Origin of the sequence: Chitinophaga niabensis (assembly GCF_900129465.1) — a bacterium.
Taxonomy (GTDB): domain Bacteria; phylum Bacteroidota; class Bacteroidia; order Chitinophagales; family Chitinophagaceae; genus Chitinophaga; species Chitinophaga niabensis.
Genome location: NZ_FSRA01000002.1, coordinates 1,093,915 through 1,109,430, shown reverse-complemented (window position 1 = coordinate 1,109,430; position 15,516 = coordinate 1,093,915). Strand labels below are relative to the sequence as shown.

General features: G+C 46.8%; 17 protein-coding genes and 1 riboswitch. Of the genes, 11 read left to right on the top strand and 6 right to left on the bottom strand.

All coding sequences use genetic code 11. The annotated features are described in order from the left end of the window. Nucleotides 1–322: 322 nt before the first annotated feature. Nucleotides 323–1,582 carry a pyridoxal phosphate-dependent aminotransferase gene (locus BUR42_RS21570; protein WP_074241676.1) on the bottom strand — a complete coding sequence of 420 codons (1,260 nt, stop codon included), beginning with the start codon at nucleotides 1,580–1,582 and terminating at the stop codon, nucleotides 323–325. 277 nt (nucleotides 1,583–1,859) lie between these two features. Between BUR42_RS21570 and dnaN the strand changes: the two genes are divergently transcribed. From dnaN to BUR42_RS21555, 3 genes are all read left to right on the top strand, one after another. Beyond that, nucleotides 1,860–2,978: a DNA polymerase III subunit beta gene (gene dnaN, locus BUR42_RS21565; protein ID WP_074241675.1), complete on the top strand. Its 1,119-nt coding sequence runs from the start codon at nucleotides 1,860–1,862 to the stop codon at nucleotides 2,976–2,978. A 293-nt stretch (nucleotides 2,979–3,271) separates the two neighbouring features. Further along, nucleotides 3,272–4,102: a sterol desaturase family protein gene (locus BUR42_RS21560; protein ID WP_074241674.1), complete on the top strand. Its 831-nt coding sequence runs from the start codon at nucleotides 3,272–3,274 to the stop codon at nucleotides 4,100–4,102. 36 nt (nucleotides 4,103–4,138) lie between these two features. Beyond that, nucleotides 4,139–4,399, top strand: coding sequence for a hypothetical protein (locus BUR42_RS21555; RefSeq protein WP_074241673.1), 261 nt, complete (start codon nucleotides 4,139–4,141; stop codon nucleotides 4,397–4,399). A gap of 115 nt (nucleotides 4,400–4,514) precedes the next feature. On the opposite strand, the gene BUR42_RS21550 is transcribed toward BUR42_RS21555, so the two are convergent. Together BUR42_RS21550 and BUR42_RS21545 are read right to left on the bottom strand one after the other, a co-directional pair. Next, nucleotides 4,515–4,997 (bottom strand): lipocalin-like domain-containing protein, encoded by a 483-nt coding sequence (locus BUR42_RS21550; protein WP_074241672.1) that lies wholly within the window; start codon nucleotides 4,995–4,997, stop codon nucleotides 4,515–4,517. A 34-nt stretch (nucleotides 4,998–5,031) separates the two neighbouring features. Next, nucleotides 5,032–5,490, bottom strand: coding sequence for an SRPBCC domain-containing protein (locus BUR42_RS21545; RefSeq protein ID WP_074243132.1), 459 nt, complete (start codon nucleotides 5,488–5,490; stop codon nucleotides 5,032–5,034). Between the two features lie 38 nt (nucleotides 5,491–5,528). Next, nucleotides 5,529–5,629: riboswitch (TPP riboswitch) on the top strand. A gap of 51 nt (nucleotides 5,630–5,680) precedes the next feature. Between BUR42_RS21545 and thiS the strand changes: the two genes are divergently transcribed. The 7 genes from thiS to thiH all read left to right on the top strand — a co-directional run bounded on the left by thiS (nucleotide 5,681) and on the right by thiH (nucleotide 11,850). Continuing rightward, nucleotides 5,681–5,884 (top strand): sulfur carrier protein ThiS, encoded by a 204-nt coding sequence (thiS, locus tag BUR42_RS21540; RefSeq protein ID WP_074241671.1) that lies wholly within the window; start codon nucleotides 5,681–5,683, stop codon nucleotides 5,882–5,884. A 114-nt stretch (nucleotides 5,885–5,998) separates the two neighbouring features. Further along, on the top strand, nucleotides 5,999–7,843 hold the full coding sequence (thiC, locus tag BUR42_RS21535; protein WP_074241670.1) for a phosphomethylpyrimidine synthase ThiC: 1,845 nt from the start codon (nucleotides 5,999–6,001) through the stop codon (nucleotides 7,841–7,843). Then, nucleotides 7,840–8,475 (top strand): thiamine phosphate synthase, encoded by a 636-nt coding sequence (locus tag BUR42_RS21530; protein ID WP_074241669.1) that lies wholly within the window; start codon nucleotides 7,840–7,842, stop codon nucleotides 8,473–8,475. The genes thiC and BUR42_RS21530 overlap by 4 nt, the downstream gene beginning before the upstream one ends. Beyond that, complete coding sequence (locus BUR42_RS21525; protein ID WP_074241668.1) at nucleotides 8,460–9,200, top strand: hydroxymethylpyrimidine/phosphomethylpyrimidine kinase; 741 nt, start codon at nucleotides 8,460–8,462, stop codon at nucleotides 9,198–9,200. Before BUR42_RS21530 ends, BUR42_RS21525 begins: the two co-directional genes overlap by 16 nt. 129 nt (nucleotides 9,201–9,329) lie before the next feature. Then, nucleotides 9,330–9,929 (top strand): thiamine phosphate synthase, encoded by a 600-nt coding sequence (thiE, locus tag BUR42_RS21520; RefSeq protein WP_074243131.1) that lies wholly within the window; start codon nucleotides 9,330–9,332, stop codon nucleotides 9,927–9,929. Beyond that, nucleotides 9,917–10,693: a thiazole synthase gene (locus BUR42_RS21515; RefSeq protein WP_074241667.1), complete on the top strand. Its 777-nt coding sequence runs from the start codon at nucleotides 9,917–9,919 to the stop codon at nucleotides 10,691–10,693. Before thiE ends, BUR42_RS21515 begins: the two co-directional genes overlap by 13 nt. A 38-nt stretch (nucleotides 10,694–10,731) precedes the next feature. After that, entirely contained in the window at nucleotides 10,732–11,850 is a 1,119-nt protein-coding gene (gene thiH / locus BUR42_RS21510; RefSeq protein ID WP_074241666.1) for a 2-iminoacetate synthase ThiH, read from the top strand. A gap of 19 nt (nucleotides 11,851–11,869) precedes the next feature. Here thiH and BUR42_RS21505 read toward each other — a convergent pair whose 3' ends face one another. After that, a complete protein-coding gene (locus BUR42_RS21505; RefSeq protein WP_074241665.1) occupies nucleotides 11,870–13,243 on the bottom strand; it encodes a TlpA family protein disulfide reductase in 1,374 nt (457 codons plus the stop codon). A gap of 169 nt (nucleotides 13,244–13,412) precedes the next feature. Between BUR42_RS21505 and BUR42_RS21500 the strand changes: the two genes are divergently transcribed. Then, a complete protein-coding gene (locus BUR42_RS21500; RefSeq protein WP_074241664.1) occupies nucleotides 13,413–14,624 on the top strand; it encodes an MFS transporter in 1,212 nt (403 codons plus the stop codon). Here BUR42_RS21500 and BUR42_RS21495 read toward each other — a convergent pair. Continuing rightward, nucleotides 14,598–15,002, bottom strand: coding sequence for a group III truncated hemoglobin (locus tag BUR42_RS21495; RefSeq protein ID WP_074241663.1), 405 nt, complete (start codon nucleotides 15,000–15,002; stop codon nucleotides 14,598–14,600). The genes BUR42_RS21500 and BUR42_RS21495 overlap by 27 nt on opposite strands. 6 nt (nucleotides 15,003–15,008) lie before the next feature. Further along, entirely contained in the window at nucleotides 15,009–15,506 is a 498-nt protein-coding gene (locus tag BUR42_RS21490) for a BAR domain-containing protein (protein WP_074241662.1), read from the bottom strand. Between the last annotated feature and the right edge of the window lie 10 nt (nucleotides 15,507–15,516).

Genomic DNA, 15,516 nt, shown 5'->3' with positions numbered 1-15,516 from the left:
TATGCATAAAAGCCAATATTCTATAAAGCAGGAAAAATAATATGTGTAAAAACGTCATTAATATGAATTTGGGGTGCGATAACCCTTTTTTCTACGTTCTATACATTTACTCTCCTATATCATTCCTATATCCCAGCTATAGCATTCCTATATCATTGCAGGCACATTCCTATATCGAAACGATATAGGAATGCTATAAGAGTGCTATAGGAATGCACTTTCAGTGATATAGGGATATAGAAAGATGGAGCTTTCAGGCCACTTAAATGAAAAAGGCGTTCCGTAAACCGGAACGCCTTTCAGCAATTATATAAGGAAATACCTATTTCAATTTCTCCAGTGCTGCTTTCAGGGCAGACAGCATGGCGGGGATCTCTTCTTTTACGCAGGTACCTACGCTGAGGCGGTACCAGGGAGAGTCCTTTTTAGACCCGAAAGCGTAGAAAGGCACAACAGCCAGCTTTGCTTCATCGAGGAAGTAAGTGGTTACGGCAGCCTGGTCCGCCAGTACTTTACCGTCTGCGGTTGTTTTACCAACGAGGTCCAGTTTGATGGTTAAATAGATCGCAGCTTGCGGAGCGATGGCATCTACTTTATGACCTGCTTTTTTCAGGGCATCGAAGCCTTCGTATATTTTCACCAGTCTTTCTTCTACCTCTCCTTTAAAATGTGCGAGGTATTTATCTACTGCTTCTTTCTGAACGAGGTATTTAGCAGCCGCTTTCTGTTCAGCCATAGGGCTCCAGGCACCTACGTGAGAAAGGATGGCTTTCATTTTGGTCATTACATGTTTGGGGCCGAGTGCCCAACCCACCCTAACACCGGTACCGGCGAAAGCTTTACTCATACCGTCGATGAATACGGTATAGTCCTTCATTTCCGGACGGAGGGAAACGGGGTTGTAGTGTTCGGTATCTCCGAAAGTGAGTACCCAGTACATTTGGTCGAACAGCACGTAGAGGGGTTTTTCACCTGCTGCGCGGCTCTTGTTTTCTTCCAGCACCATGTCGCAGATCTCTTCCAGTTGTTTTTTACCGAAGGTGGTACCCGTTGGGTTCTGCGGGGAGCATAAAGCCAGGAGGGTAGCGCCTTTCAGCAACGGTTTCAGTTCTGCGGCGGTAGGCATGAAGTCGTTTTCAGCTTTTGCCTCCAGCACCACGTGTTCACCTTCCAGGAAGTGTGTGTAGTGGTTATTATTCCAGGATGGAGTAGCATAGATCACTTTCTCGCCGCGGTCTACGATCGTGCGGTAAGTAGCATAGATGATAGGACGGCCGCCGCAGGAGATCACGATCTCGCTGTTAGGATCGTAGCTGAGCCCTTCGCGTTCTGCGATGAAATCACCTACCGCTTTGCGTAATTCCGCGATACCATCTGCCGGTGGATAGTTGGTGTATTTATCTCTGTATGCCTGTGCTATCTCATTCTCAAATTCAATGGGAATAGGAAACACTTTGGGATCAAAGTCACCGATGGTGAAATTGTAGATCTTTTCGCCCTTAGCCTGCTTTTCCTTGATCTCCCCAGCAAGTTTGATAATTTCGGAACCTATCAGCGTTTCGGCTAAATGAGACAGTTTCATAACCCCAATTTTTAGTTTAAATATGAATGATGATTTTTGCGCCCGCAAAACTAACCGTTTTATAGATAATTTTAAAGGATCGGCGAAGTGTTTTCTATATTTTCAATATGATATGGCTATTCTTGCGATTCGTTTAATAATTACATCTTTTTCGTGGTTTTTTACAAACATTACACTTCCGTATCATGCATGTTGATGTTGAAAAGCGGGCGAGGATGATTGGCAAAACTTTCTATCTTTGTTTGCCTTACATTTGCAACAATTATTAAGTAACCTTATGAAGTTTATCGTTTCTTCTTCTACCTTATTGAAACAATTGCAACAGATCAGCGGTGTGATCAACTCCAACACGGTTTTGCCTATCCTGGAAGACTTCCTCTTCCTGATAGAAAAGAACGAGCTCACCGTAGTAGCTACCGACCTGGAAACCGTTATGAAGGTGAAGCTGGAGGTAGAAGCTAAAGAAACCGGCCGTATCTGCATTCCTGCAAAGATCCTGCTGGATTCATTGAAGAACCTGCCTGATCAGCCCTTGACCTTCAACATCGATTTGAATTCATTCGCGGTAGAGATCACGTCCGACAATGGTAAGTATAAAGTAATGGGTGAAAATCCGGAGAACTTCCCGAAAGAACCAGCTGCTGAAGACGCTACCAATTTCACGATGACGGCCTCTGCACTGATCACAGCTATCAACAAAACACTGTTTGCAGTGAGCAATGATGACCTGCGTCCGCAAATGACCGGCGTGTTCTTTGAACTGCATCCGGATAATATCACGTTCGTAGCTACAGACGCACACCGTCTTGTTAAATACATCCGTACAGACGTTAAATGCCCTCAGGCAGATACTTTCATTGTTCCAAAGAAACCTTTGAACCTCCTGAAAGCAGCTATTCCTGATAATGATACAGAGATCAAAGTATCCTACAGCGGTAATCACTTCTTCGTTTCTCATGATAACGCACAAATGATCTGCCGCCTGATCGATGCCCGTTTCCCTGATTATAAAGTGGTGATCCCCAAGGAAAACCCTTACCGCCTTACTTTGGTGAAAAGTGATTTCCAGAACGGTCTCAAACGTGTGAGTGTATTCGCCAACAAGAGCACCAACCAGGTAGCCCTCAATATCTCCGGCAGCGAGTTACAGCTTTCTGCACAGGATGTTGACTTCTCCTTTGAAGGTAATGAACGCATGAGCTGCCAATACAGCGGCGAGGATATGCAGATCGCTTTCAACGCTAAGTTCCTTATTGAAATGCTGAACGCAGCAGAGGGAGATGAGATCACGATCGATCTGAGCGCACCTACCAAAGCAGGTATCCTCCGCCCGGTAGAAAAGGGAGCAGAAGAAGATCTGCTGATGCTGGTAATGCCTTTATTACTGAACAACTAATTCGCAAAAAATAGCAAAAAAGCCCGGTAGGATCCCTGCCGGGCTTTTTTGTACCCATTAAGCAAACTTATATATTATTTAATTCCGGCAAGCATCTGCAAATCCCAAAAATCGCCCAATAGTTAACAATTTCTTATTATATAAATGATCTTACGAATGAATAGCTTGTTTTTATAATAAGAAAAAATCCGCCGAAACCCGCTACAATTGGGCAAAATGTCGTAATTTTTCTTTAGAAACGTAACTGATACCTAACCCTACTCCTCTGAAATAACCCACGTAATCCTTATTTAATGATCGACTTTTTCGAACATATACCCTCGTATTATCGTACGGCTATTTTGGTTGCCGGTCTCGTGATATTATGGTTGATCGAAGGGGTGATCCCAAGATTGCGCTTTAGTAATAATAAATATAAACATGCAGGTACGAATCTCTTTTTTACGCTCACAACGGCAGCGGTGAACCTGGGATTTGCTTTCCTGATCGTAAAAGCATCGGAGTGGACAAGTGCGGAGAAGTTCGGGGTATTATACCTTATTAGTTTACCAGCCTGGCTGCATGCTATACTGGCTTTACTGCTGCTGGACCTTATAGGGGCTTACCTGGTGCACCTGGTACAACATAAGATCGCATGGATGTGGCACTTCCATAAGATCCATCATACAGATACGGCGATTGATGCCACCACCGCGTTGCGGCATCATCCCATAGAAAGTGTTTTCAGGGTAGTGGCTTTATTTGTAGCCATTGTGATAGCGGGAGTACCTATCTGGATGGTCATGTTATATCAAACCATATCGGCCTTTATGAGCCAGTTCAATCATGCCAACATTTATTTGCCACACTGGCTGGATAAGGGTTTGAGCTGGATCATCGTATCGCCGGACATGCATAAGGTGCATCATAGCCGCTATCAGCCGGAAACTGATTCTAACTATGCTAATATATTTTCTATCTGGGATCGCTTGTTTGGAACGTTTGTAACAGTGAAAGATACTACCAGCATAAGTTACGGACTGGACGAATACCAGGATGCCCGTTATCAGCAGATCGGGCCATTATTAAAAACCCCGTGGGAAGAAGTGCCGGAAGCGAAGCAACAGACGAGTTTACAACAGTAAGGTTTTATTTGTTCACTATATATAATATCTATTACAATGCACCAACATCACCCTACAAGTCTGCCTAAGATTGCAGGTTTCGCATCTATCTTTATTGGCGTATTAGCCGCTGGTTTTGCATTCATCAGCAAATCTTCTGAAGTATCCATCTACCTTGGCGCAGCTGCTGTATTCTGCAGTTTAGTGACCATCGTGATTGCCCGTAAGAATATTGATGATCTGCAAATGGCTGTAGCAGGATTGTTCTTATCCATCGTCGCAACTGCTATTGGCGTTTGGCAAACATATAACTTATAGTATATAGCGTCTGATGCGCTGAGCAAGTTCCTCTTTCTGGGTGACGGTCTATTATAACCGTACCCGACAGAAAGAAAAACTCCAGAATCCGGATGGAGGAACTTGATTGTCCTTATTATTTCCCTTTCCTCGGGCGTTTGAATGTTTCCAGGTAACCAGTAGCTGCGGTTATCGGCCAGGCCACCAACACGGTATCATTCAGCGTTTTTATCAGCAGGGTATCTATGGTTGCCGTTCTGTTTGCAACTCCCTCTGAATGGCTCCACAGCAGCAAAGTATCCTTTAAAAGCTTCCATTTATCGTATTTCAGTGTTTCCATATTAATGGAGCTGGCAGTGCCGTTCTTCTTTAACTGGAATCCCTGGAAGATACTGTCTATTCCCTGCACGGGCTGCGTCCACTTTCCAAAGATGGCGGTGGAATCTATGTGCACACTATCTGTTATTACCGCTACTGCCGGTGTATCCTTTGCGATCACCTGTAATTCTGTGATGGTATCGGGCACGGCTACACTATCTTTCACACCTGTTTTAGAGGTGGGAGACTGGCAGGCTGCCATCAACAGTAAGGAACAAAAGGCTATGGTGCGGTAGTTCATGCTTGCAATTTAACTGAATCTATCAAAGATAATGCTACTCTGTAAATTCCGCTAAGTTTTGGAGGGAGGAGTCCATCCCCGCCTGATGGTCTTCGCGTTTTATGCCGGGAGGTACGTTTTCCGCTATTACATCTACTTCCGTTCCACTGGCCACCGCGGTGAATGTAGTGCTGAACTTTATCTCCCCTGCAAAAGCGGGGTCCGCTGATTCAAAGCTTACTACTTCCACGATCTTTTTGTTGGGAATAAGCTCCAGGAAACGGCCGGTAAAAACATCTTCGTGTTCCGTTGTTTTGCCATGTGCCTGTTCTTTATCATCATAGATAAATGCCATGCGGTAAGTGCCTCCTTCCTGCGGATTGAATGCATAGATCCTGCAGCTCATACCTTTCGGTGGGCGCCAGGCTGCTATGGCTGTTGGATCAAGATGCGCCTGGTACAGCGTTTCCGGGGAAGCCATGATAATTCTGGATGCAGTGTCTGTCCTTTTCATATTTGTTCCTCCTTGTTTTATAAATTTAGTTAGATTTGTGTTCACTTTAGGGGTGTTCCGGCTAAAAACCGGAACTGAGATGATACCCTCAGTACCTGATGCAGTTCACACTGACGTAGGGAAAAGTATACTGAACCTTCCTCATCCTCACATCCTTAAAGTTTATTGTTTCACCTAAACTCTTTCCAACATGGAAGTGCTTGTAAACAATAAACTTTATGCGGTGCAGCCGGAAACTTCCGTTACTGCGCTCTTACAGTTTATTCAACTCTCATCGCTCAAAGGCATTGCAGTTGCCATCAACCAGGAGGTCGTCCCGAAGCCGGACTGGCCATCCAGGCTATTACATCCGGCGGATAACATTACTATCATCCAGGCTACACAGGGTGGTTAATTTTTTTATGTAGTCAGCAGTTTTTCGCTATTCAGCATCGTTGCGTCGCACACTTCAACGGAGGTGCTACTGTGCGCGTATGCCTCATTCTCTTACATTTTTAATCTGTTTACCATGAAAACAATTAGCCGCGGCTCGTTTGCCGGATCAAAGAAAATATACGTACCGGGTACTTTGCATGATATTTCCGTAAGCATGCGGGAGATAACGTTATCGGATACACGGTTACACGGCTCTAAGATTACTGAACCTAATGCTCCTGTTACCGTTTATGACACCAGCGGTCCTTATACAGACGATGCTATTGAAATAGATGTTCGTCGCGGGCTTCCAAGGCTGCGCCAGCAGTGGATCTTAGACCGTGAGGATGTTGTTACGCTGGATGACTTCTCTTCGGAATATGGGCGTGAGCGTTTGCGTTCTCCGGCATTGGAACATCTCCGCTTTGAACATCTGCAATTGCCCCTGCGTGCCAAACCTGGCAAGAATGTTTCCCAACTACATTATGCGCGTAAAGGCATCATCACGCCGGAAATGGAATACATTGCCATCCGAGAGAATCAGCGGGCAGAGGAATTGTACCGTAAGGACCAGGCCCTCTGGCATCAGCACAAAGGAAATAATTTCGGCGCAGCCATGGCACCATCCTGGATCACGCCGGAATTTGTGCGGAAGGAAATTGCAGAAGGCCGTGCTATCATCCCCTCCAATATCAATCACCCGGAAAGCGAACCGATGATCATTGGCCGTAACTTCCTGGTAAAGATCAATGCCAACATCGGGAACTCTGCTGTTACTTCCAGCATTGAGGAAGAAGTGGAAAAAGCGGTATGGGCCTGCCGCTGGGGAGCGGATACCATTATGGACCTCAGCACTGGCAAGAACATTCACGAAACCCGTGAATGGATCATCCGGAATTGCCCGGTACCGGTGGGTACTGTGCCTATTTACCAGGCACTGGAAAAAGTGAATGGCAAAGCAGAAGCGCTCACCTGGGAACTCTTCCGCGATACCTTAATTGAACAGGCAGAACAAGGGGTGGATTATTTTACCATCCATGCCGGTGTGCTGCTGCGTTATATTCCCCTTACGGCCAAACGCACAACGGGCATAGTTTCCCGTGGCGGTTCCATTATGGCTAAATGGTGCCTGGCGCATCATAAGGAAAATTTCCTTTACACACATTTTGAAGAGATCTGCGAGATCATGAAAGCATACGACGTAGCTTTCTCTCTCGGCGATGGCCTGCGGCCAGGTTCCATTGCAGATGCCAACGATGCTGCACAGTTCGCAGAACTGGAAACATTGGGTGAACTCACTAAAATAGCCTGGCGCCACGACATACAGGTAATGATAGAAGGACCAGGGCATGTGCCCATGCATCTCATCAAGGAGAACATGGACAAACAATTGAAAGAATGCCACGAAGCGCCTTTCTATACTCTCGGGCCTTTAACTACAGATATCGCTCCCGGTTATGATCATATCACTTCCGCCATTGGCGCAGCCATGATCGGATGGTTCGGTACGGCGATGCTTTGTTATGTAACGCCTAAAGAACATCTCGGCCTTCCTAACCGCGAAGATGTGAAAACAGGGGTGATCACTTATAAGCTCGCAGCGCATGCAGCGGACCTCGCAAAAGGCCATCCCGGATCGCAGCACAGGGATAATGCTTTAAGTAAAGCCCGCTTTGAGTTCCGTTGGGAAGATCAGTTCAACCTCTCCCTCGATCCCGATACGGCCCGTAGTTTTCATGATGAAACATTGCCGGCGGATGGCGCAAAAGTGGCACACTTCTGTTCTATGTGCGGGCCTCATTTCTGCTCTATGAAGATCACGCAGGAAGTACGGGAATTTGCAGCCACACAGGGCCTGGCAGAAGATGCTGCTTTAACGGCTGGTATGGAAGCGCAGGCGCAGACATTTGTTGAACAAGGTGGAGAGATCTATTCATGATATGGGTAGCTACATCCCCTGAAGCCATACCGGGAGAGGTATCGCACATTAACTCCCTGCTGTATGCAGGGCTGGATGTGTTGTTGCTTCGCAAACCGGGTTTCTCTGCAGCACAATATGAACAACTGTTGCAGGGGATTGATCCTTTATTCTTTTCACGGATCATGATTGCGGGGCAACCTGCGCTGGTGGAGAAATATGGTTTGAGAGGGCTACATATGAGTGAAGCATTCCGAACTTCTGTTGAAGCTGTAGATTTTGCGGGTACCGGCTACCAGCTGAGTACTTCTATTCATACGGAGCAGATCGGAACATGGTCTTTTCAGCCAGCGGAGCGGCATGCTGTTTTTGTGGAAGTACAACATGTGATGCCCTGCCTGAAAATGTGGCATCACCTGATCCTTGGGCCTGTATTCAACAGTATCTCCAAACCCGGTTACACAGGGCGTTTGCAGGAGATGAAAAATATACCGGCCAATACTTTGGCCATTGGAGGCATTACGCAATATAACATCGGCCGTTTGAAACCGATGGGGTTTTGCGGTGCCGTTCTATTAGGGGCTATATGGAATGATCCATTCAATGCAGTACCTGCTTATCAATCAATATACGCTGCATGGAACCATACGTGATGAGCCTTGCCGGCCTTGATCCCACAGGGGGAGCCGGTTTGCTGGCAGACATTAAAACATTTGAAGCACACCGGCTGAACGGGTTGGGTGTTTGCACTGCTTTAACAGCACAAACAGATGATGAATTCCTGGGGGTGGAATGGATACCGCCGGAAAAGATCCTTGCGCAAGCGTTGCCATTGCTGGATAAATTTCCTGTGCAGTTCTGTAAAGTGGGTATCGTAGCGCATCCCGGTGTTTTGCTGGAAGTATTACCTGCGTTAAGGAATGCAAGGCCGGGTATTCAGTTCATCTTAGATTCTGTGCTGAAGGCTTCTGCGGGTTATGTATTTCATACGGCCGTTTTTTCACAATGGGAGATGGTATTGGATTACATCGCACTGCTTACGCCCAATTATGAAGAAGCGATTGCCATGAGTGGTTTGCCTTGCGGGGAAAGTGCTGCGCGGAAGATGGCTTCCAAATGTGCCATTCTTTTGAAGGGTGGGCACAGGCCGGATAAGCCGGGATGGGATAGTTTGTTCTGTGGAAATGAACTGGTCGACTTTGCACCTGTGGCTACAAATGTTCCGGCTAAACATGGTTCCGGTTGTGTATTGTCTGCTGCGATCACGGCATCACTGGCTAAGGGTTTGAGCCTGGCGGAGGCTTGTAAGGCCGGGAAGGATTATACATTGCGGTATTTGCAGAGTAGCGAAGGATTGCTGGGGCGGCATGCATTTTAAATACCAAAGTGCAAAGTAGCGAAGGATTACTGGGGCGCCATGCATTTTAAATACCAAAGGTCTGTGCTTTGTTTTTTTTATTCTTTAATAATCGTGGTGATCTGTTTTTATCATTTTAATAATTCTAACATGGAACGTCTTTTATATATCTCTCAAGCCCCTCACCTGGAAAACATCCGTGCAGCCTGTGAAGCGGGTTGCCGTTGGATCCAGTTGCGGGTAAAACAATCTTCAGAAGACCCCGTGCAACTGGCCATCGATGCCAAAAAGATCTGCGATGCGTACGGTGCAAAATTGTCTATCAATGACCGGCCTGCTGTTGCCTCTCAAGTGAATGCATATGGTGTACATGTAGGAAAACTGGATGTGCCGGTAACTGAAGCGCGCAGTATTGCAGGAGCAGAAAGTTGCTTAGGCGGAACAGCCAATACATTGGATGATGTGCTGGCACATATCCGCGATGGCGTGGATTATGTTGGTGTTGGGCCTTTCCGGTTCACTACCACTAAAGAAAACCTCAGTCCTGTCCTGGGTTTGGAAGGGTACCGGCAGTTGATGTCTGTTATTGGCAATAAAGTTCCCGTGCTTGCTATCGGGGGCATATTGCTGGAAGATATTCCTGCACTGATGGAAGCTGGCGTATATGGAGTCGCCGTTTCCGGTCTTATTACCAATGCCGTCGATAAAAAAGAGATGGTACAAAAAATCAATGCTATATGGAACCACTGATCATAGCTGGCAGAACTTTTCGGAGCCGCCTTTTTACCGGTACAGGTAAATTCGGTTCGGGTGTGCAAATGGAGAAAGCTTTGCTGGCTTCCGGTACGGAACTGGTGACTGTTGCGCTGAAACGTATTGATACCGCCAATGCTTTGCAGGATGATATGCTGGGCCATCTGCGCTATCCTCATATGCATCTGTTGCCCAACACTTCCGGCGTGCGTACTGCGAAAGAAGCAGTGTATGCGGCACAGCTTGCACGCGAAGCATTAGAGACCAACTGGATCAAACTGGAAATACATCCTGATCCGAAATATCTTTTACCCGATCCTGTTGAAACGCTGGAAGCTACGATAGCGCTCGTGAAGCTGGGGTTTGTGGTATTGCCTTATATCCATGCGGACCCTGTTATCTGCAAGCGGCTGGAGGAAGCCGGTGCTGCTGCTGTGATGCCTTTGGGTTCTCCTATCGGAAGTAACAAGGGGCTGCGGACCCTGGATTTCCTGGAGATCATTATTGCCCAGAGTAATGTACCGGTGATCGTAGATGCTGGCATTGGGGCACCTTCTCATGCAGCACAGGCGATGGAATCAGGAGCCGCTGCCGTGTTGGTGAATACGGCTATTGCTGTGGCAAGGAATCCGGCGAAAATGGCGGATGCATTCAGGATGGGGGTGATTGCAGGAAGGGAAGCATATGAGGCTGGATTAGGGATGGTGAGCGGCGGACATGCAAATGCGAGTAGTCCTTTGTTGTCTTTTTTGGATGAGTAAACAAGGGGGGAATTTTCTGTTGAGTAAAAACTACGTTTATGTCTTTCGAAAATATTTTCCGTCAATATAACTGGAACGATGTTAAAGCCAGCATCTACGCAAAATCTGCGCGGGATGTGGAAGTGGCTTTAGCTTCCAAACATCGCAGCCTGGATGATTTTATGGCCCTCATCTCCCCTGCTGCCATTCCTTACCTGGAACAAATGGCGCTGATCAGTCAGCAACTTACACAGCAACGTTTCGGCAAAACCATTCAGTTGTATGTTCCGCTCTATCTTTCCAACGAATGCCAGAACATCTGTACTTACTGCGGGTTCAGCTATGATAATCCCATCCGCCGTAAAACCCTCAGCGGCACAGAGATCATGGAAGAAATAGTGGCCATCCGGCAAATGGGCTATGAGCATGTGTTGCTCGTAACGGGTGAAGCCAGCCAAACGGTGGGCATGGATTACTTCAAAAAAGTATTCCCGCTGATCCGGCAACATTTTGCGCAGATCTCCATGGAAGTACAACCGATGGATACTAAAGATTACGCCGCATTAATCCCCTTAGGTTTACATACGGTCCTTGTTTACCAGGAAACCTATCATGAAGAGGATTACCGCAAACATCATCCCAAAGGAAAAAAATCAAAGTTCTCTTACCGGCTGGAAACGCCGGACAGGCTGGGCGCTGCGGGAATCCATAAGATCGGGCTGGGCGTGTTGATTGGATTGGAAGACTGGCGCACGGATAGTTTTTTCACGGCCTTACACCTGGATTACCTGCAACGTACTTACTGGCAAACAAAATACAGTATCTCCTTTCCAAGGTTACGGCCATTCTCGGGAGGGCTTACGCCTAAAGTAGAAATGAAGGATAGGGAACTGGTACAGCTGATCTGCGCTTACCGGCTTTTTAATGAAGATATTGATCTGAGCCTTTCTACGCGGGAATCAGAAAAGTTCCGTGATCATCTTGTGCAGTTGGGTATTACTACCATGAGTGCAGGGTCTAAAACAAATCCCGGAGGTTATGCGGTGGATACGGAGTCTTTGGAACAGTTTGAGATCAGCGATGAAAGATCTCCGGAAGAGATTGCTACAATGATCCGCAGGCAAGGCTATGAACCGGTTTGGAAGGATTGGGATATTTTTCAGGGGCTAACCGTTTAAGCCAGCCCCCGAAAAATAATTATTTCGCCAGTGTTTTCTCTATCAAAGCTTTCAATTCAGGCTGTGATGGCCTTGGTGCATCTACATTTACGATCTTCCCCTGTTTATCGAACACCATAAAACGGGGTATTCCGTTGATGCTGTAGAACTTTGCGATATCGCTCCAGCCGCTGGCAAAGATCTGTGTGCCGCCGAGAGATTCCTTCTTCACAAACTCCTGCCACTTCTCTTTGTCTTTCGCTTCATCTACAGACACTCCCAGGAACAGCACATCCTTTCCATGCATTTCTTCTTCCAGCTTCTTCATGTGTGGGATCTCTGCTTTACAGGGTCCGCACCAGGTGGCCCAAACATCCACCACTACTACTTTTCCTTTCAGGTCATTAAACGCCACCTGTTTACCGGCAACATCGGGATAACTGAAATTGAATCCTGCTTCTCCTTCTGCAAAAGTGCGTAATGCTTTTTCTGTTTCCATGTAGCTGCGTTGCTGCTCTGCGGTAACGAGGTACTTTTCTACCGGGGCAATGGCATCACGGAGATTACTGAAAGATTTGTAGCGGCCCAGGTTGTTAGTGATATACACTCCTTTCAGGGTATCGTTACAGAATTGGGATACGCTCCATTGTAAGAGCTCCGGGCCTTTTACGGAGGGTTTCCGGCGGGTCAGGCAAAAGGTGGAATACATGCTGAGCAGGTGTTCTGTTTCTCCCCATTGTAATAAACGGCCATCGCAGTATTTGTTGTTCTGCATGATGCTGCTGTAATAGGCAGGATACTCAGCGGCGTCAGGATGTTTGGAGCGGGGTGTAAAAATAAACTGGAGGGCAGTGTACTCTACGTCCGTATCCACAATCAGCTGCATCAATGAATTGAACGCCTTGTTGGGCGTAACCAGCTTTTTCTTGTAAGCAGCTGCTTTGGGCAGGAACGCATTGAATGTTGGGAAAAACGTTTCGTAGGTTTCATCAGGCCTGCGCATGAATTCAAAGGCGGGTGCTTTGATCTCACGGGAGAGGGTTTCCCATTCCCTCACCAGCCTGCTTTCCGGGGAACCGCCCTGTTGCTGCAAAGTGGTGTCAGTGACTTTGAGTTGCAGCTGATCGCCGGGTTTCAGGTAAATGCGGTGATAACTTCGTTTAAAGTTATCCGTTACATAATAGAATCCCTCTTTCAATTCCGGTACGGCCAGGGCAAATGCATGTTCTCCATTAAGGCGGGTACTGGCATACTCTTTTTTGCGGCCTTCGGCCACATCATACAACAAAATGGTGGTAGCTTTTGCATTGTCCACTTTACCCTGAACAATGGTAAGTGGTGCGGTAAAGGGCTTCCATGACAATAAGGGGATCATAACGGCTGCCAACAGGAGGCAGCGAGTGGTGCGCTTCATACAAACTAAATTTTAATGGTGGTTGGTTATATTATAATATGCTAAAAATACATCATGGTAAGATAAGAATGCGGGGAATTATGGCCGCCGGCAAAATAACCGGGAAACCGGTCATAAAATAATCCGTTTTACATGGGTTTATTTTGTGGCAGCATCCTACCTTTGCTGCATGGATCAGTCGTCCGGGAAGATTTATACCGTGCAGTTCTGGTTGCTTTGCATGAGCAACCTGTTATTCTCGGCCAGCTTTAACATGATGATCCCCGAATTACCCGCTTACCTCACCAGCCTCGGTGGCGCAGATTACAAAGGATATATTATTGGTCTTTTTACCCTCATGGCAGGTTTGAGCCGTCCCTTTTCCGGAAAGCTCACGGATACCATCGGCCGTATCCCTGTAATGGTATTTGGTTCCGTGGTGTGTGTGATCTGTAGTTTGTTGTATCCGCTGGTAAGTTCTGTTGCGGCATTCCTGCTGCTGCGTTTCTTTCATGGTTTCTCTACCGGATTTAAACCCACAGGCACTTCTGCATATGTAGCAGACATGGTTCCCTTTACCAGGAGAGGGGAAGCAATGGGGGTTGTAGGTTTATTCAGTACCATCGGGCTTTCGCTGGGCCCTTCCATCGGAGGTTCTGTTGCTAATGCCTGGGGTATTATGACCATGTTCCAGCTTTCTGCCGTGTTCGCATTACTTTCTGTAGTGATCCTCATTGGCATGAAGGAAACCCTGCATAATAAACAGCGCTTCCGCCCGGCTTTATTGAAAGTATCCAAAGGGGAGATCATTGAACCCCTGGTGCTGGCGCCCATGGTGATCACCTTCCTCACGTATTTCAGTTACGGTGCTTTGCTTACCATTATTCCTGACTTCAGTGCGCACCTGGGTTTAGCGAATAAAGGATTGTTCTTCACTTTCTTCACGGCGAGTTCTATCGGCATCCGTTTAATTGCCGGAAAGGCTTCTGACAGGTATGGCCGTGTGCCCATGCTGAAAATATCAGCTACTTTAATGGCCATCTCTATGCTGATGATCGGTTTTGCCACTTCTCCCTTTGGCCTGCTGGCAGGGGCTTTGGTGTATGGCGTAGCTTTAGGGATCAACTCTCCCGCGGTAACTGCCTGGACCATTGACCTTGGTTTACCGGAACACAGGGGGCGTGCATTGGGAAGTATGTATATCGCTTTGGAAGCAGGTATAGGATTGGGGGCTTTCTTTTCTGCACAATGGTATAATAACCATTCGGAAAATTTCGCAAAAGTGTTTTATATCATGGCCATTGTTACCATCCTGGCCACGATCTACCTGATGTTCGTTTACCGGAACAAATACATGCGGTTCATGCGCAGGTCTTTAAAGATCCGCTCCCGCCGCCATTGACGGACCGTACAGTCCTCTTTCAAACAAGATCTTGCTCAGGAATACCTTGCCGATGGCTTCTGCTTTTACCTTGGCAGTAGCAGCCAGCGCTCCATAGAACAATTCATCTACCGTTTCGTGAAACAACTTTACCCATTGTGTAAAGTGTGCGCCGTCTATTGGCAAATTGCGGTGTTTGGCAAAGGGATTGCCCTGGTATTCTTTTTCTCCTAAAAGCTGTGTGTTCCAGAACCGGTACATGGTCTGCAAGTGCGGTGTCCATGCATCCGCGGGTATTTTCTCTGCAAAAATGGGTGCCAGTAAAGGGTCCTGCTGGATCTTTCCGTAGAAAGTATCTACCAGCGCTTCAATGTCTCTGCTGTCTTTAATGTCTTCCATAAAAAACTATTTATGCCGCACAAATCCTATCTCGTCTCTCGCATCGTTTTCCCACTGGATCATTTCATCCAGGAATTTATGCATGAAACGATTCACGGATTCTTCGGTTATTTCTTCGGGCTCTACCGTTTCTAATATTTCATTCTTTGCTTTCTCATCTACCGTCATCCCTTCTATGAAAGGGAAGTTGATCCATACGATCACTTGCCCGTTGCGGTTTTGAGAGAAAGAAAGGAATCCGCCGATCTTCATTTTCTGCACTACGCTGAATTGTGTTTGTTCCACAATGCCGCTTGGCTCGGAATCAAATACAATGAATATGGATTCAAGGTTCTGCATCGTTTCATTGGACCCGGATTTCCAGGTGAGCTTGGTTTTCTCCGTGATCTCTTTGAGATGTTTGAGCAGGAATGGTTTGGTTTGCAGTTGCCAGTGCTTCCTACGTTCCTGGATCTTGATCAGCGCAAGCGCATATTCTTCTGCCAGTTTGGTGATGTTTTCCATAATGCAAAAG

Excerpts from the sequence above, each read along its gene's own strand:
- BUR42_RS21570 (WP_074241676.1), bottom strand. The coding sequence starts at position 1,582 with ATGAAACTGTCTCATTTAGCCGAAACGCTGATAGGTTCCGAAATTATC.
- BUR42_RS21550 (WP_074241672.1), bottom strand. The coding sequence starts at position 4,997 with ATGAACTACCGCACCATAGCCTTTTGTTCCTTACTGTTGATGGCAGCC.
- BUR42_RS21505 (WP_074241665.1), bottom strand. The coding sequence starts at position 13,243 with ATGAAGCGCACCACTCGCTGCCTCCTGTTGGCAGCCGTTATGATCCCC.
- BUR42_RS21495 (WP_074241663.1), bottom strand. The coding sequence starts at position 15,002 with ATGGAAGACATTAAAGACAGCAGAGACATTGAAGCGCTGGTAGATACT.
- thiS (WP_074241671.1), top strand. The coding sequence starts at position 5,681 with ATGGAAGTGCTTGTAAACAATAAACTTTATGCGGTGCAGCCGGAAACT.
- BUR42_RS21560 (WP_074241674.1), top strand. The coding sequence starts at position 3,272 with ATGATCGACTTTTTCGAACATATACCCTCGTATTATCGTACGGCTATT.
- BUR42_RS21545 (WP_074243132.1), bottom strand. The coding sequence starts at position 5,490 with ATGAAAAGGACAGACACTGCATCCAGAATTATCATGGCTTCCCCGGAA.
- BUR42_RS21490 (WP_074241662.1), bottom strand. The coding sequence starts at position 15,506 with ATGGAAAACATCACCAAACTGGCAGAAGAATATGCGCTTGCGCTGATC.
- BUR42_RS21515 (WP_074241667.1), top strand. The coding sequence starts at position 9,917 with ATGGAACCACTGATCATAGCTGGCAGAACTTTTCGGAGCCGCCTTTTT.
- BUR42_RS21530 (WP_074241669.1), top strand. The coding sequence starts at position 7,840 with ATGATATGGGTAGCTACATCCCCTGAAGCCATACCGGGAGAGGTATCG.
- BUR42_RS21525 (WP_074241668.1), top strand. The coding sequence starts at position 8,460 with ATGGAACCATACGTGATGAGCCTTGCCGGCCTTGATCCCACAGGGGGA.
- thiE (WP_074243131.1), top strand. The coding sequence starts at position 9,330 with ATGGAACGTCTTTTATATATCTCTCAAGCCCCTCACCTGGAAAACATC.
- thiC (WP_074241670.1), top strand. The coding sequence starts at position 5,999 with ATGAAAACAATTAGCCGCGGCTCGTTTGCCGGATCAAAGAAAATATAC.
- thiH (WP_074241666.1), top strand. The coding sequence starts at position 10,732 with ATGTCTTTCGAAAATATTTTCCGTCAATATAACTGGAACGATGTTAAA.
- BUR42_RS21555 (WP_074241673.1), top strand. The coding sequence starts at position 4,139 with ATGCACCAACATCACCCTACAAGTCTGCCTAAGATTGCAGGTTTCGCA.
- BUR42_RS21500 (WP_074241664.1), top strand. The coding sequence starts at position 13,413 with ATGGATCAGTCGTCCGGGAAGATTTATACCGTGCAGTTCTGGTTGCTT.
- dnaN (WP_074241675.1), top strand. The coding sequence starts at position 1,860 with ATGAAGTTTATCGTTTCTTCTTCTACCTTATTGAAACAATTGCAACAG.